The following is a 12883-nucleotide window of genomic DNA, read 5'->3' as shown; positions in this document are numbered from 1 at the left end:
GGCGCGGCGCGGGCCGAGGTCAGGCGCTGAGGAAGCGATAGAGATTGCGCAGCATGCCCGCGGTGGCGCCCCAGACGAAGCGCTCTTCGGTGCCGTCCTGGTAGGGCATCGAATACCACTCGCGGCGGGTGCCGTCGGGCGCGGGCACCGTGTGGCGGCGGTGATTGGCCGGATCCATGAGCCAGGCCAGCGGCACCTCGAAGGCCAGCGCCACTTCGTAGGGATTGATGGTGAGCTCGAACCCGGGCTTCACCAGCGCGACCACCGGCGTCACGATGAACGAGGTGATGGTGGTGTAGGTCGGAAGGCTGCCAAGCACTTCGATGTACTGGGCCGAGAGTCCCACTTCTTCCCAGGCCTCGCGCAGTGCGGCCGCCGCGATGTTGGCGTCCTCGGGGTCGACGCGCCCGCCCGGAAACGCCACCTGCCCCGAATGGTTGGACAAATGCGCCGTGCGCTCGGTCAGCAGCACGGTCGCGCCTTGCGGGCGCTGCACGATGGGCACCAGCACGGCCGCCTGCGCGGGGGCGCGGTCGGTCAGGCGCGGCTCGCGCCGCAATTCGGGCGTCCACTCGGGCGGCGCGGCAAAGCGCCTGCGCAGGGCCTCGGTCGTCAACTGCGCGGGCGCCACCGCGGGAAGGCCGTCGGGGCCGCCGACCACAGGCGCCTCGCGCGGGTCGAACGGCAGCAGCGTGGGCGGCACCACGGCATTGACGGGTTCGACGGGAGCGAATTGCATGGGGGCGGTGGAGTGGGTCAAGTGAGAGAGTTTCAGTGAAGGAGTAGAGCGTAAAAGGGCCGCGCTGTCTTTTTGCAAGAAGCGTGCACGGCGCACAACGCAAAAAGCCGCCAGAGCGGCGGCTTTTTGCACGGCAGGAAGGCAGCTTACTTGGCGGCCGATGCTGCTTGCGACTTGCCCGGCAGCTTTTCCTTGATGCGTGCCGAACGGCCGCTGCGCTCGCGCAGGTAGTACAGCTTGGCGCGGCGGACATCGCCACGGCGCTTGACTTCGATGCCGGCGATCAGCGGGCTGTAGGTCTGGAACGTACGCTCCACGCCTTCGCCGCTGGAGATCTTGCGCACCGTGAAGCCGCTGTTGAGGCCGCGATTGCGCTTGGCGATCACGACGCCTTCGTAGGCCTGCACGCGCTTGCGGGTGCCTTCGACGACGCTCACGCTGACGATGACCGTGTCACCGGGCATGAAATCGGGGATCTTCTTGCCGAGGCGGGCGATTTCTTCCTGCTCGAGGGTTTCGATGAGGTTCATGATTTCCTGATATTCGATCGTGCTCGCGCTACACAAAAGGCGCCTTCGGTTTCAAGCCAGGCGCGGCCGGGCAGAGGATCGGGGAACCGAGGATTATAGCTTTTTTTTCAGCGCTGCCTCATCGACCTTGCTCAGGCGGCCGGCGGCGCGTGCGGCGGCAATCAGGTCGGGCCGCCGGGCGGCGGTGATGGTCAGCCGCTGGTCGCGGCGCCAGCGCTCGATCTGCACATGGTGCCCCGACAGCAGCGGCGCCGGCACGCCCTGCCCGTTCCATTGCTCCGGCCGGGTGTAGTGCGGGCAGTCGAGCAGGCCGTCGAGCGAAGGATTGAAGCTGTCCTGCACATGGCTGGCCTCGTCGCCCAGCACGCCGGGCTGCAGCCGCGCCACGGCATCGAGCAGTGCCATGGCCGCGATCTCGCCGCCCGAAAGAACGAAGTCGCCGAGGCTGATCTGGTGCGTCACGCGCGTGTCGATGAAGCGCTGGTCGATGCCTTCGTAGCGGCCGCAGACCAGCACCGCGCCCTCGCTGGCCGACCAGCGCTCGACCGCTTCGTGGCGCAATGCCTCGCCGATGGGGGAAAACAGCACGACCGGCGCCTGGGAGCCGCGCGCGGCCAGCGCCGCGTCGAGGCAGGCCGACAGCGGCTCGGCCATCATCACCATGCCGGGGCCGCCGCCAAAGGGCCGGTCGTCGACGCGCTTGTAGTTGCCCTGCGCGAAGTCGCGCGGGTTCCAGAGCACGACCTCGACCTGTTTCGACTCGTAGGCGCGGCGCGTCACGCCGCTGGCCATGAAGGGCGCGAACAGTTCGGGAAAGAGCGTGAGGACGTCGAAGCGCATGCGCGCGAGGCCCCAATCAGAAATCGGGTTGCCAGTCGACCGTGATGAGGCGGCCGGCCAGGTCGACCTTGTCGACGAAGACCGAGACGAAGGGCACCATGCGTTCGATGGCCTTGCCGTCTTCCTCGGCCGCGAGCACCAGCGTGGTCTGCGGGCCGGTGGCGAGCAGTTCGCGCACCGTGCCGAGCGCCACGCCTTCGCGGTTGACCACCGAAAGGCCGATCAGGTCGACCCAGTAGTACTCGTCGTCGCCGGCCGTGGGAAAGCTCGAGCGCGGCACGAACACGCGCGCGCCGCGAAGCGCCTCGGCCGCATTGCGGTCAGGCACGTCCTCGGAGGAGGCGACGATGCAGTCGGAATGTTCTTTGGCTTCGCGGATCGCGAGCCGGAAAGCTGCGGTTGCCGAGGCTCCGGGAGCCTGCAGGAACCAGCGCTTGGAAGAAAAAAGCGCCTCGGGCTGGGCGCTGTGGGGCAGGACCTTGAACCAGCCCTTGATGCCCCATGCATCGGCGATGCGTCCTACCTCGATCGCATCCGCCGGCAATTCGGCGGCTTCGAGTGCGGGCAGCATCGGCGTGCCGGGCAGCTTAGGCTGCCGCCTTGGGAGCTGCGGCTGCAGCTTGCTTGATCAGGCGCAGGACCGTGGGCGAAGCTTGTGCGCCAACGCTCTTCCAGTAGGCCAGGCGGTCCTGGGCAATACGGATGCTTTCTTCGTTTTCCTTGGCGGTCGGGTTGTAGAAACCCAGGCGCTCGATGAAACGGCCATCGCGGCGAACGCGCTTGTCCGACACGACGATGTTGAAGAACGGACGGCCTTTGGAGCCGCCGCGGGAAAGTCGAATGACGACCATGATTTATCCTTGGGTGGTGCAGCAAGCCCGTTTTTTGACAAGAGGCCCGCTCACAGTGTTCTTTCAACGTCGAGACACGCGACATGGCCACCCGGCCAGCGACACGCTGAAAAGCCTGCGATTATAGCCCGACCTGCGTTTTCTCCGAATTTCCGCGCTTGCCGCGTCCCGTTTGCCACCTGCATGACCCTCACCATCCGCCCCAGCCGCGACGAAGACATCGCGGCCATCACGGCCATCTACGCCCACCACGTGCTGAACGGCACCGGCACCTTCGAGACCGAAGCGCCCTCTGCCGCCGACATGGCCGCGCGCCGCGCCGACGTGCTCGCCAGGAACCTGCCCTACCTCGTGGCCGAAAAAAATGGCGAAGTGTTGGGTTTTGCCTACTGCAACTGGTTCAAGCCGCGCCCGGCCTATCGCTTTTCGGCCGAAGACTCGATCTACATGTCCGAAGCCGCACGCGGCAAGGGCCTGGGCACCCAACTGCTGGCCGCCCTCTCGCAGGCCGCCGAGGCGGTGGGCGTGCGCAAGCTGATCGCGGTCATCGGCGATTCGGCCAACGCCGGCTCGGTTGGGGTGCACCGCAGCCAGGGCTTCACGCATGTGGGCGTGCTCAAGGACTGCGGCTGGAAGTTCGGCCAATGGCGCGACGTGGTCCTGATGGAAAAGGTGCTCGGCGAAGGCAGCACCACCCAACCCGAATGAAAAACAAGACCATTGCCGCCTGGCTCTCCTTCCTGGGCGGCCCGCTGGGCCTGCACCGCTTCTACCTGCGCGGCATCGGCGACTGGCTCGGCTGGCTGCTGCCCATTCCCACCGCGCTGGGGCTGTACGGCATCGAGCGCGCGCGCATGTACGGCCTGGACGACGGCTGGAGCTGGGTGCTGATTCCGCTCCTGGGCTTCACCATCGCGGGATGCGCGCTGACGGCGATCGTCTACGGCCTCATGACGCCCGAGAAGTGGAATGCCCGCTTCAACAGCAGCGCGCCTTCGGATGCCGCGCCGGGCCGCACCAACTGGGCCACGATCGGCGCCGTGGTGCTGGCGCTTTTGTTCGGCACCACGGTGCTGATGGCCAGCATCGTGTTCAGCTTCCAGCGCTACTTCGAGCACCAGGTCGAGGAAGGCCGGAAGATCTCGCAGTAGCCGTTGCGCGCCCGAAGGCGGCGCGGCCTCAGAAGATCTGCCAGCTGAACCAGTAGGCAATCGCCGCAACGAAAGCCGACGCCGGGATCGTGAAGATCCAGGCCCAGACGATGTTGCCCGCCACGCCCCAGCGCACGGCGCTCGCGCGCTGCGCGGAGCCCACGCCGACGATGGCGCCGGTGATGGTGTGGGTGGTCGACACCGGGATGCCCAGCGCGGTGGCCAGGAACAGCGTGATCGCGCCGCCCGTCTCCGCGCAGAAGCCGCCCACGGGCTTGAGCTTGGTGATCTTCTGGCCCATGGTCTTCACGATGCGCCAGCCGCCGAACATGGTGCCCAGCGCGATGGCGGCATAGCAGCTCACGATGACCCAGTTCGGCGGCGCCGCGTCGGCGGCCGAGGCGTAGCCGGTGGCGATCAGCAGCATCCAGATGATGCCGATGGTCTTCTGCGCGTCGTTGCCGCCGTGGCCCAGGCTGTAGGCCCCGGCCGAAACCAGCTGCAGCCGCCGGAACCAGCGGTCCACGCGCGAGGGCGTGGCGCGCCGGAAGCCCCAGGCCACCAGCACCATCATCATCGAGCCCAGCAGGAAGCCGAGAAACGGCGAAACGAAGATGAAGGCCACGGTCTTCCAGATGCCCGAAGCCACCAGGCCGCCGGTCCCGGTCTTGGCGATCACGGCACCCACGATGCCACCGATCAGCGCGTGCGACGAGCTGCTCGGGATGCCGTAGTACCAGGTCACGAGGTTCCAGCTGATGGCACCCACGAGCGCACCGAAGACCACGTGCACATCGACCACGCCGGGCTGGGCAATGCCCTTGCCGACGGTGGCGGCCACGCTCAGGTGGAAGATGAAGATCGCGATCAGGTTGAAGAAGGCCGCGAACAGCACGGCGTGGCCCGGCTTGAGCACGCCGGTCGACACCACGGTGGCGATCGAGTTCGCCGCGTCGTGGAAGCCGTTCATGAAGTCGAACAAGATCGCCAGCGCGACCAGAATCATCACCACCCAGAGGGCGACCTGAACCGTTGCCATCGATGGTTACCGCTCAGGAATTCTCGAGGACGATGCCCTCGATGACGTTGGCCACGTCCTCGCACTTGTCGGTGATCGTCTCGAGCAATTCGTAGATTGCCTTGAGCTTGATCACCTCGCGCACATCGGGTTCCTCGCGGAACAGCTTGCTCATGGCGCTGCGCATCACGCGGTCGGCATCCGATTCGAGGCGGTCGATTTCCTCGCAGGTCTTGAGCGTGGCCTCGGCCACCGCCGGGTCGGCGATCTTGCCGAGGAACTTAACGGCGTCCTTGAGGCGGTCGCAGCACTTCACGCTCAGGGCGGTGAGGCGCACGATCTCGTCGGTCATGTGGCGCACGTCGTACAGCGCCATGGTCTCGGCCGAGTCCTGGATCAGGTCGGCCACGTCGTCCATCGTATTGATGAGCTTGTGGATCTGCTCGCGGTCGATCGGCGTGATGAAGGTCTTGTGGATCAGCCGGTTGACGTCGTGCGTGACGCGGTCGGCCGCACGCTCGGCATTGTCGACGTCGCGGTTGTACTGCTCGCGCAGGTGCACGTCGCTGTAATTGGCCACGAGTTGCTCGAACGCCCGCGCCGCTTCGACGATGCGCTCGGCGTGCTGGTTGAACATCTCGAAAAAATTCCCCTCGCGGGGCAGCAGCTTGCCGAACATGGCGCTCTCCTGGGTTCGCGGCTGCCACAAATGTGTGACAACGTCATGAAAAACCGCGCAAGTGTAATGGGCCGAGCAAAGCCGCCCGGCCAACGGGGTTCAGCGCCCCGCCTGCTCAGTCGCGAATCCGCTCGATGACCTGCGAGGAAACGCGGGCAAGCGCCGCGCGCGGCACCTTGTCGGGCGCGATCTCGGCGAGCGGCTTCAGCACGAAGGCGCGGTCGCGCATGCGCGGATGCGGCAAGGCCAGCGCGGGCGTGTCCTTGATCGCGTTGCCGTGCATCAGCAGGTCGAGGTCGAGCGTGCGCGGCGCATTGGGAAAAGGCCGTTCGCGGCCGGCCTGCTCCTCGAGCAGATGCAGTTCGGCCAGGAACGCCTCGGCCGTGAGCCCGGTCCGCACGGCCACCACGGCATTGATGAAATCGGGCCCGGTCGCATCGACCGGCGCGCTGCGGTAGAGCGACGAGCGCGCCGTCACCACGGTGCGCTCGATGGTGCCGATGGCGTCCATGGCCGCCGTCACGGCGGCCCGGGCGTCGCCCAGGTTGGCGCCGATGGCGACGAAGGCCTGCACGGTCGGATAGTCCTCGCGCGTGCGGCGGGCGGGTGCGCCCGCAGACCCCTTGCCCGCGGGCCGGGCGGGCGAGCGCCGCGCGGGCGCCGGTCCGCTGCTCTTCGGCTTCGGCGAAGGGCCGCCGCGCGATGGCGGCCGGCCCTGGCCGCCGCCGCTCTTGCCGTCCTTCGGCCGGTTCGGTGCGCTCATTCGGCTGCGGCGCTCCCGCCGCCCTCGCCGCCACCATCACCACCACCGCCGGTGCGCGGCTTGCGGCGACGGCGGCGCTTGCGTGGTGCGGCTGCTTCGCCATCGGGCGGCACGGCGCCGGCACCGGCCTCGACTTCGACTTCCTCGGCCTCGTCGTCCTGCCGCGCGTCGGCATCGGGCTGGCGCTGGCGCGCCGCCGGTTCGCCGCGGGAGGGCTTGGGCGCCACCGGGTCGCGCGTTCGCACGCGCTGGCGGGTCTTCTGCTCGTCGCGCACCTGTTCCAGCAGGTCTTGCTGGCGCACGTCGTCGGCGGTGCTGAACTCCTGCCACCACTCGGCAATGGCCTCGCTGACCTCGCCCACGTCGGCGCGCAGCCGCATGAAGTCGAAGGCGGCGCGGAACCGCGCCTGGTCCACCAGGCTGTAGGGGGTGGAGCCGGTGCGCTTGTCGAAGCGCGGCTGCATCATCCAGATCTCGCGCATGTCGGCAGCGAGCTTGCCGCGGCCCGACACATCGCCGATGCGGGCGTTGAACACGTCGTCGATCGCGTCCTGCAGCGCCGGGAACGGCGGCTGCGGGCGCTGGCCGTGCCGGCCCTCGACGCGCTGGGCCCAGCCGTCGCGCACGTCGGCCCACAGCACGCAGGCCAGGAGGAAGCTCGGCGCCACGGGCTTGCCTTCGCCGACGCGGCGGTCGGTGTCCTGCAGCGCCGCCTTCACGAACGGCGAGTCGGCCCGCTCCACCACCACGTCGAGCAGCGGATAGATGCCCTTGGCGAGGCCCAGCTTGCGCAGCTGCTCGACCGTGGCAATGGCATGGCCGGTCTGCAGCAGCTTGAGCATTTCGTCGAACAGGCGGCTCTGCGGCACGTCAGCCAGCAGCCTGCTCGACTCGACCAGCGGCGCGGCCGTCTTGGCTTCCATCTTGAAGCCGAGCGCCGCGAGCTTGGCCGAGAAGCGGATCGCGCGGATGATGCGCACCGGGTCTTCGCGGTAGCGCGTGGCCGGATCGCCGATCATGCGCAGCGTGAGCTTCTGGGCGTCGCGGATGCCGTTGTGGTAGTCGACCACGACCTGGTTGGCCGGGTCGTAGTACATGGCGTTCACGGTGAAGTCGCGGCGCGCCGCGTCTTCCTCCTGCGGGCCCCAGACGTTGTCGCGCAGCACGCGGCCACTGGCGTCCACCGCATGCTTCATGCTCGCGAGCTCGCCCTTGCTGGTGCGCTCGTTGCCGGCCACCTGCTCGGCGGCGGCGTTGTCCATGTAGGCGCGGAAGGTCGAGACCTCGATCACCTCGTGCTCGCGGCCGCGGCCGTACACCACGTGCACGATGCGAAAGCGCCGCCCGATGATGAAGGCGCGCCGGAAGAGCGACTTGACCTGCTCGGGCGTGGCGTTGGTGGCGACGTCGAAGTCCTTGGGGCGCAGCCCCAGCAGCAGGTCGCGCACCGCGCCGCCCACCACGTAGGCCTCGTAGCCGGCCTGCTGGAGGGTGGTGACGACGTTCCTGGCACGTTCGTCGACCAGGGCTGGATCGATCTTGTGAACCTCTGCCGGCACCTCCTGGCGCTTGCCGAAGCGGCTCTTGCCCTGTGCGCCGCCGGCCGATTTGCCGAGCAGCTTGTCGATGAATTTCTTGATCATTGTTGGTTGAAGCTCTTCTCTATTCGTTTTCGAGCATGGATCGGATCAGCGGGATCGTGATCGCGCGCTGTGTCTGAAGGGCATAACCGTCGAGCTGCGTGAGCAGCTCCATCAGGCTGCCCAGGTCGCGGCTGAAGCGGTGCAGCATGTAGTCGAGCACCTCGTCCGACAGCATGACGCCGCGCGTGTCGGCGGCCTGGCGCAGCACCGCCCGGCGTTCGCTTTCGCTCAGCACCTGCAGGTGGAACACATGGCCCCAGCCCAGCCGGGTGCGAAGGTCCTCGCGCAGCGGCAGGTCGGCCGGCGGCAGCGCGCCCGCGGCCACCACGCCGCGCTGCAGCGTCTGCGCGTTGACGAACCAGTTGAAGGCCGCGTGCTGCTGCACCGCGGTGTAGAGGTGCACGTCGTCGAGCAGCACGGCACCCCAGCGCTCGTCGAATTCTGGCGGCTCCAGCACGCCGGCATGCAGCCAGCCCACGCTCGCGCCCTGCTCGCGCAGTGCGACACGCACCGATTCGAGCAGATGGGTCTTGCCGCTGCCGCCTTCGCCCCACAGGTAGGTGGGCACGGGAGAGTGAGGCACGGCGCTGCCGGCGCCGCCCACCCACAGTTGCAGGTGCCGCAGCGCCGCCTCGTTCGGGCCGGCAAAAAAAGCGTCGAAGCTGGGGCCCGTCGCAATGCCGATATCGAGCGCGAGCTGTTTCATCCCGGGAAGGTTCATGGAGGGGGCCCGGAGGGCCCTTAAAATCGTGAGGAATTCTATCGGCCCGGCCGCTTCGGTCGCCGGCGCCTCCACCTTCCCGCCCTTCTCGACACCGTCCGACCATGACTTCCCCTACGCCCACCCCGCTCAGCTACAAGGATGCAGGTGTCGATATCGATGCCGGCGACGCACTGATCGACCGCATCAAGCCGCTCGCCAAGAAGACCCTGCGCGAAGGCGTGCTGGCCGGCATCGGCGGCTTCGGCGCGCTGTTCGAGGTGCCCAAGCGCTACAAGGAGCCGGTGCTGGTGAGCGGCACCGATGGCGTGGGCACCAAGCTCAAGCTGGCCTTCGAATGGAACATGCACGACACGGTCGGCATCGACCTGGTGGCCATGAGCGTCAACGACGTGCTGGTGCAGGGCGCCGAACCGCTCTTCTTCCTCGACTATTTCGCCTGCGGCAAGCTCGACGTGGACACGGCCGCGGCCGTGATCGGCGGCATCGCCCGCGGCTGCGAGATTTCCGGCTGCGCGCTGATCGGCGGCGAAACCGCCGAAATGCCCGGCATGTACCCGGCCGGCGAGTACGACCTGGCGGGCTTCGCGGTCGGTGCGGTCGAAAAGGCGAAGATCCTCACGGGCCAGAACGTGAAGCCGGGCGACGTGGTGCTGGGCCTGGCCTCGGCCGGCGTGCATTCCAACGGCTTCAGCCTGGTGCGCAAGGTGATCGAACGCGCGGGGGCCGACCTGCCCGCCACGCTCGACGGCAAGCCCTTCCGCGAAGCCGTGATGGAACCCACCCACCTCTACGTGAAGCCGGTGCTCGAGGCGCTGGCCAAGCACCCGATCAAGGCGCTGGCCCACATCACGGGCGGCGGCCTGCTCGAGAACATCCCGCGCGTGCTGCCCGAAGGCACGGCCGCCCACCTCAAGAAGGGCAGCTGGCCGCAGACCGAGCTCTTCGCCTGGCTGCAGAAGGTGGCCGGCATCGACGACATCGAGATGAACCGCACCTTCAACAACGGCATCGGCATGGTGGTGGTGATCGACGCGGCCGAAGCCGCAGCCTGCGCCGCCACGCTGCGCACGGCCGGCGAGTCGGTGTTCGAGATCGGCACCATCGCCGAGCGCGGCGCGGGCGCCGCTGTCGTGGTCGGCTGATCTCCTCGCTCCGAGGCTCGCAAGCGCAGCACCCGGACCCTGATGGCCAAACCCTCCCTCGCCACCTTCGAAACCAAGCCCCAGGCCGCCTCGCGCAACGTGGTGCTGGCCAGCTACCTGCTGATGCCGGCCGCGCTGCTGCTGGTGATGTGGCAGCACCTGCTGCCCGGCCTCCTGTGCGTGTGCATCGGTTTCCTGGCCACGCGCCGGTTCGCGCGCCTGATCGGCTCCGGCCTGGCACGGCTCCCGCTGCCGCCAATGCAAGCCGACGTCCTGGCCCGGGTGCTGGCGGTCACGCTGGTGCTGCTGGCACCCATTGCGCTGATCTCCCTGGGCCTGTCGCAAGCGCGCGAGTACATCCTCGACGCACCCGACCAGTACCGCGAACTGCTCGACTACACGGCGCGCACGGTGCTCGAACTGCGGCTCAAGCTGCCGAGCGAAATCGCGGTCTACCTGCCCGAAGGCGCGGCCGAAGTGCAGCGCGTGGTGGCCAACTACCTGCGCGCGCAGGCCGGTTCTCTGGCCCTGGCCGGACGGGCATGGCTCGGCGGCCTGCTGTTTGCCTACGTGGGGCTCATCGTGGGCGGACTGGCCGCCATCGCACCCTCGCCGCTGCAGCGCCGGCCGCTCGCCGCGCAGCTGCACCGGCGCATCGCCATCTTCGGCGAGGCCTTCGGCCAGATCGTGGCTGCGCAGTTCTGGATCGCCGCTTTCAACACGCTGCTGACCGCCATCTTCCTGCTGTTCCTGATGCCGCTCTGGGGCCCTCACCTGCCCTACACGCCGGCCCTGATCACGCTGACCTTCGTGGCGGGCCTGGTGCCCATCGTCGGCAACCTGGTCTGCAACTCGGTGATCACGCTGGTGGCGCTGTCGGTGTCGCCCGTGACGGCGCTGGCCTGCCTGGCGTTCCTGATCATCATCCACAAGGCGGAATACGTGATCAACGCCAAGGTGGTCGGCAGCCGCACGCAGATGCGGGTGTGGGAGCTGCTGGCGGTGATGTTCGTGGCCGAGGCGGTGTTCGGCCCGGCCGGACTGGTGGCGGCGCCGCTTTTCTACGCCTACCTCAAGAAAGAGCTGCAGGCGGCCGGCCTTGTTTAGCTTCGATGTCCTGATTTGATCGGTTCTGGTCCGCTTCGGCGCGGACCGTGCCCTGGCGGCGCAGAAGAATAGGCGGCATCATCCACTCCGCCCTTTCGAGTCAATGCCATGAAATCCTGTCTGATTGTGATCGATGCGCAGGAATCGTTTCGCCAGCGCGCCTACTGGTCCGAACACGTCGCGCAGCCCTATTTCGCCGCCCAGAACGCGCTGATCGAGGGCTGCCTGGCCGCCGGCCTTCCGATCGTGCGCGTCTTCCACGTCGACGCTCCCGCCACCGCAAGCCATCCCTTCGCGGTCGAGTCGGGCTTCGTGCGGCCGATCGAAGGCCTGGCGGCTTTCGAGGCCGCGGCCACCTTCACCAAGCACCGCCACAGCGCGCTGGTCAACAGCGGGCTCGACGTCTGGCTCACGCAGCAGGGCATCGGCCGGCTGATCGTGAGCGGCATCCGCACCGAGCAATGCTGCGAAACCACCACGCGCCACGCCTCGGACCTGGGCTGGGAGGTCGACTACGTGACCGACGCCACGCTGACCTTCGACATGCTGCAGCCCGACGGCCAACCGCTTGCCGCGGCCGACATCAAGGCGCGCACCGCGGCCGTGCTGGACGGCCGTTTCGCCACCGTCTGCAGCGTGGCGCAGGCGCTGCGGCGCGCCGGCACGCGCCAGATGGAATCCACATGGACCTCCAGCAGCAGCAACACCCCATCCGCGTAGTGTTCGTGCTGCTGCCGGGCAGCCTGGTGCTCGACTGGGCCGGCCCCGCCGAGGCGCTGCGCATTGCGAACCAGCGGCTGCGTGCGGCGGGCCAGCCCGAGCGCTTCGAGATCGAATTCGCCAGCCCGCGGTCCACGTCGATCGGATCGGTCGGCGTTGCGCTCGCCAACCTCTCGCCCTTGCCGACGCAATGGCACGGCCCGGCCTGGGTCGTGCTGGTCGGGCTGCCCGGGGACACCATCCCGATCGACAACGCCGAGACGCAGGAGCTGCTGCACTGGCTGCGCGGCCAGCGCTTCGAACGCGGCCGGCTCGAACTGGTCACGGTCTGCGCCGGTGCGCTGCTGGCCGCGCATGCCGGCGCGCTCTCCGGCCGGCGCGCCACCACGCACCACCATCACCTCGACGAATTGCGCGCGGTGGAGCCGCGCTGCGAGGTGGTCGCCAACCGCGTGTTCGTGATCGATCCGCCGGTGTACAGCAGCGCGGGCGTCACCACCGGCATCGACCTGGTGCTGCATCGCATCGCCGACGTGTGCGGCGAAGCGCTGGCGGCCCAGGTGGCGCAGACGATGGTGGTGGCGCAGCGGCGCGGTCCGCATGATCCGGAACTGTCGCCCTTCCTGGCCTACCGCAACCACCTGCACGCCGCGCTGCACCGCGTGCAGGACGCCGTCAGCGAGCAGCCGCAGGCCGAGTGGAACGTGCCGCGGATGGCCGAAGTGGCCCACACCTCGGCGCGGCACCTGACACGGCTGTTCGTCGAGCACGCGGGCGTGGCGCCGCTGGCCTACCTGCGGCGGCTGCGGTTGGCGGCCGCGCAGCTTGCGCTGGCCTCGGGCGTGAGCGTGACGCGGGCGGCGGAAATCTCGGGCTTCGGCTCGGACACGCAGTTGCGGCGCGCCTGGCACCAGTTCGGATTGCCTGGCTCGCCTTCGGCATCGGCGTCGAAGGCGTAGCGGCCGCTGATTCCCGT

The 12883-nt window shown here is 68.3% G+C and carries 16 protein-coding genes; 6 read left to right on the top strand and 10 right to left on the bottom strand.

The genetic code is table 11. The features are described 5' to 3' along the window. Nucleotides 1-19: 19 nt before the first annotated feature. From RZE77_RS07305 to rpsP, 5 genes are all read right to left on the bottom strand, one after another. A complete protein-coding gene (locus tag RZE77_RS07305) occupies nt 20-739 on the bottom strand; it encodes a CoA pyrophosphatase (protein ID WP_319441282.1) in 720 nt (239 codons plus the stop codon). A 146-nt stretch (nt 740-885) separates the two neighbouring features. After that, nucleotides 886-1269 carry a 50S ribosomal protein L19 gene (gene rplS, locus RZE77_RS07300; RefSeq protein ID WP_018903298.1) on the bottom strand — a complete coding sequence of 128 codons (384 nt, stop codon included), beginning with the start codon at nt 1267-1269 and terminating at the stop codon, nt 886-888. Nucleotides 1270-1362: 93 nt separating this feature from the next. Further along, nucleotides 1363-2109, bottom strand: coding sequence for a tRNA (guanosine(37)-N1)-methyltransferase TrmD (trmD, locus tag RZE77_RS07295; RefSeq protein WP_319441281.1), 747 nt, complete (start codon nt 2107-2109; stop codon nt 1363-1365). Nucleotides 2110-2125: 16 nt separating this feature from the next. Further along, the gene (rimM, locus tag RZE77_RS07290; RefSeq protein ID WP_025569496.1) at nt 2126-2680 is read right to left on the bottom strand and encodes a ribosome maturation factor RimM; all 555 of its coding nucleotides are present in this window, start codon (nt 2678-2680) and stop codon (nt 2126-2128) included. 16 nt (nt 2681-2696) lie between these two features. Beyond that, nucleotides 2697-2960, bottom strand: a complete 264-nt coding sequence (gene rpsP, locus RZE77_RS07285; RefSeq protein ID WP_007831311.1) for a 30S ribosomal protein S16 — start codon at nt 2958-2960, stop codon at nt 2697-2699. Nucleotides 2961-3143: 183 nt separating this feature from the next. Between rpsP and RZE77_RS07280 the strand changes: the two genes are divergently transcribed. Together RZE77_RS07280 and RZE77_RS07275 are read left to right on the top strand one after the other, a co-directional pair. Continuing rightward, nucleotides 3144-3668: a GNAT family N-acetyltransferase gene (locus RZE77_RS07280; RefSeq protein ID WP_319441280.1), complete on the top strand. Its 525-nt coding sequence runs from the start codon at nt 3144-3146 to the stop codon at nt 3666-3668. Then, a complete protein-coding gene (locus RZE77_RS07275) occupies nt 3665-4111 on the top strand; it encodes a TM2 domain-containing protein (protein ID WP_319441279.1) in 447 nt (148 codons plus the stop codon). Before RZE77_RS07280 ends, RZE77_RS07275 begins: the two co-directional genes overlap by 4 nt. A 28-nt stretch (nt 4112-4139) precedes the next feature. Here RZE77_RS07275 and RZE77_RS07270 read toward each other — a convergent pair whose 3' ends face one another. From RZE77_RS07270 to hda, 5 genes are all read right to left on the bottom strand, one after another. After that, nucleotides 4140-5150 (bottom strand): inorganic phosphate transporter, encoded by a 1011-nt coding sequence (locus RZE77_RS07270; RefSeq protein WP_319441278.1) that lies wholly within the window; start codon nt 5148-5150, stop codon nt 4140-4142. Between the two features lie 13 nt (nt 5151-5163). Beyond that, nucleotides 5164-5808, bottom strand: a complete 645-nt coding sequence (locus RZE77_RS07265; protein WP_012746613.1) for a DUF47 domain-containing protein — start codon at nt 5806-5808, stop codon at nt 5164-5166. Between the two features lie 115 nt (nt 5809-5923). After that, nucleotides 5924-6571 (bottom strand): 2-amino-4-hydroxy-6-hydroxymethyldihydropteridine diphosphokinase, encoded by a 648-nt coding sequence (folK, locus tag RZE77_RS07260; RefSeq protein WP_319441277.1) that lies wholly within the window; start codon nt 6569-6571, stop codon nt 5924-5926. Then, nucleotides 6568-8214 carry a polynucleotide adenylyltransferase PcnB gene (gene pcnB / locus RZE77_RS07255; RefSeq protein ID WP_319441276.1) on the bottom strand — a complete coding sequence of 549 codons (1647 nt, stop codon included), beginning with the start codon at nt 8212-8214 and terminating at the stop codon, nt 6568-6570. The genes folK and pcnB overlap by 4 nt, the downstream gene beginning before the upstream one ends. A gap of 19 nt (nt 8215-8233) precedes the next feature. Next, on the bottom strand, nt 8234-8920 hold the full coding sequence (gene hda / locus RZE77_RS07250) for a DnaA regulatory inactivator Hda (RefSeq protein ID WP_026283844.1): 687 nt from the start codon (nt 8918-8920) through the stop codon (nt 8234-8236). A gap of 119 nt (nt 8921-9039) precedes the next feature. On the opposite strand from hda, the gene purM reads away from it, so the two are divergent. From purM to RZE77_RS07230, 4 genes are all read left to right on the top strand, one after another. Then, nucleotides 9040-10080 (top strand): phosphoribosylformylglycinamidine cyclo-ligase, encoded by a 1041-nt coding sequence (gene purM, locus RZE77_RS07245; RefSeq protein ID WP_319430712.1) that lies wholly within the window; start codon nt 9040-9042, stop codon nt 10078-10080. A gap of 42 nt (nt 10081-10122) precedes the next feature. Then, nucleotides 10123-11187: an AI-2E family transporter gene (locus tag RZE77_RS07240; RefSeq protein ID WP_319441275.1), complete on the top strand. Its 1065-nt coding sequence runs from the start codon at nt 10123-10125 to the stop codon at nt 11185-11187. A 108-nt stretch (nt 11188-11295) separates the two neighbouring features. Then, entirely contained in the window at nt 11296-11907 is a 612-nt protein-coding gene (locus RZE77_RS07235; protein ID WP_319441274.1) for a cysteine hydrolase family protein, read from the top strand. Beyond that, a complete protein-coding gene (locus RZE77_RS07230) occupies nt 11871-12866 on the top strand; it encodes a GlxA family transcriptional regulator (RefSeq protein WP_319441273.1) in 996 nt (331 codons plus the stop codon). The genes RZE77_RS07235 and RZE77_RS07230 overlap by 37 nt, the downstream gene beginning before the upstream one ends. The last annotated feature ends 17 nt before the right edge of the window (nt 12867-12883 follow it).

Origin of the sequence: Variovorax sp. SPNA7 (assembly GCF_033807855.1) — a bacterium.
Classification (GTDB): Bacteria; Pseudomonadota; Gammaproteobacteria; order Burkholderiales; family Burkholderiaceae_C; genus Variovorax; species Variovorax beijingensis.
Note: the sequence above shows the minus strand (reverse complement) of the source record. Positions and strands in the feature narration are given on the sequence as shown.

Coding starts and splice junctions, on each gene's coding strand:
- RZE77_RS07305 (WP_319441282.1), bottom strand. CDS start 739: ATGCAATTCGCTCCCGTCGAACCCGTCAATGCCGTGGTGCCGCCCACG.
- rplS (WP_018903298.1), bottom strand. CDS start 1,269: ATGAACCTCATCGAAACCCTCGAGCAGGAAGAAATCGCCCGCCTCGGC.
- trmD (WP_319441281.1), bottom strand. CDS start 2,109: ATGCGCTTCGACGTCCTCACGCTCTTTCCCGAACTGTTCGCGCCCTTC.
- rimM (WP_025569496.1), bottom strand. CDS start 2,680: ATGCTGCCCGCACTCGAAGCCGCCGAATTGCCGGCGGATGCGATCGAG.
- rpsP (WP_007831311.1), bottom strand. CDS start 2,960: ATGGTCGTCATTCGACTTTCCCGCGGCGGCTCCAAAGGCCGTCCGTTC.
- RZE77_RS07280 (WP_319441280.1), top strand. CDS start 3,144: ATGACCCTCACCATCCGCCCCAGCCGCGACGAAGACATCGCGGCCATC.
- RZE77_RS07275 (WP_319441279.1), top strand. CDS start 3,665: ATGAAAAACAAGACCATTGCCGCCTGGCTCTCCTTCCTGGGCGGCCCG.
- RZE77_RS07270 (WP_319441278.1), bottom strand. CDS start 5,150: ATGGCAACGGTTCAGGTCGCCCTCTGGGTGGTGATGATTCTGGTCGCG.
- RZE77_RS07265 (WP_012746613.1), bottom strand. CDS start 5,808: ATGTTCGGCAAGCTGCTGCCCCGCGAGGGGAATTTTTTCGAGATGTTC.
- folK (WP_319441277.1), bottom strand. CDS start 6,571: ATGAGCGCACCGAACCGGCCGAAGGACGGCAAGAGCGGCGGCGGCCAG.
- pcnB (WP_319441276.1), bottom strand. CDS start 8,214: ATGATCAAGAAATTCATCGACAAGCTGCTCGGCAAATCGGCCGGCGGC.
- hda (WP_026283844.1), bottom strand. CDS start 8,920: ATGAAACAGCTCGCGCTCGATATCGGCATTGCGACGGGCCCCAGCTTC.
- purM (WP_319430712.1), top strand. CDS start 9,040: ATGACTTCCCCTACGCCCACCCCGCTCAGCTACAAGGATGCAGGTGTC.
- RZE77_RS07240 (WP_319441275.1), top strand. CDS start 10,123: ATGGCCAAACCCTCCCTCGCCACCTTCGAAACCAAGCCCCAGGCCGCC.
- RZE77_RS07235 (WP_319441274.1), top strand. CDS start 11,296: ATGAAATCCTGTCTGATTGTGATCGATGCGCAGGAATCGTTTCGCCAG.
- RZE77_RS07230 (WP_319441273.1), top strand. CDS start 11,871: ATGGACCTCCAGCAGCAGCAACACCCCATCCGCGTAGTGTTCGTGCTG.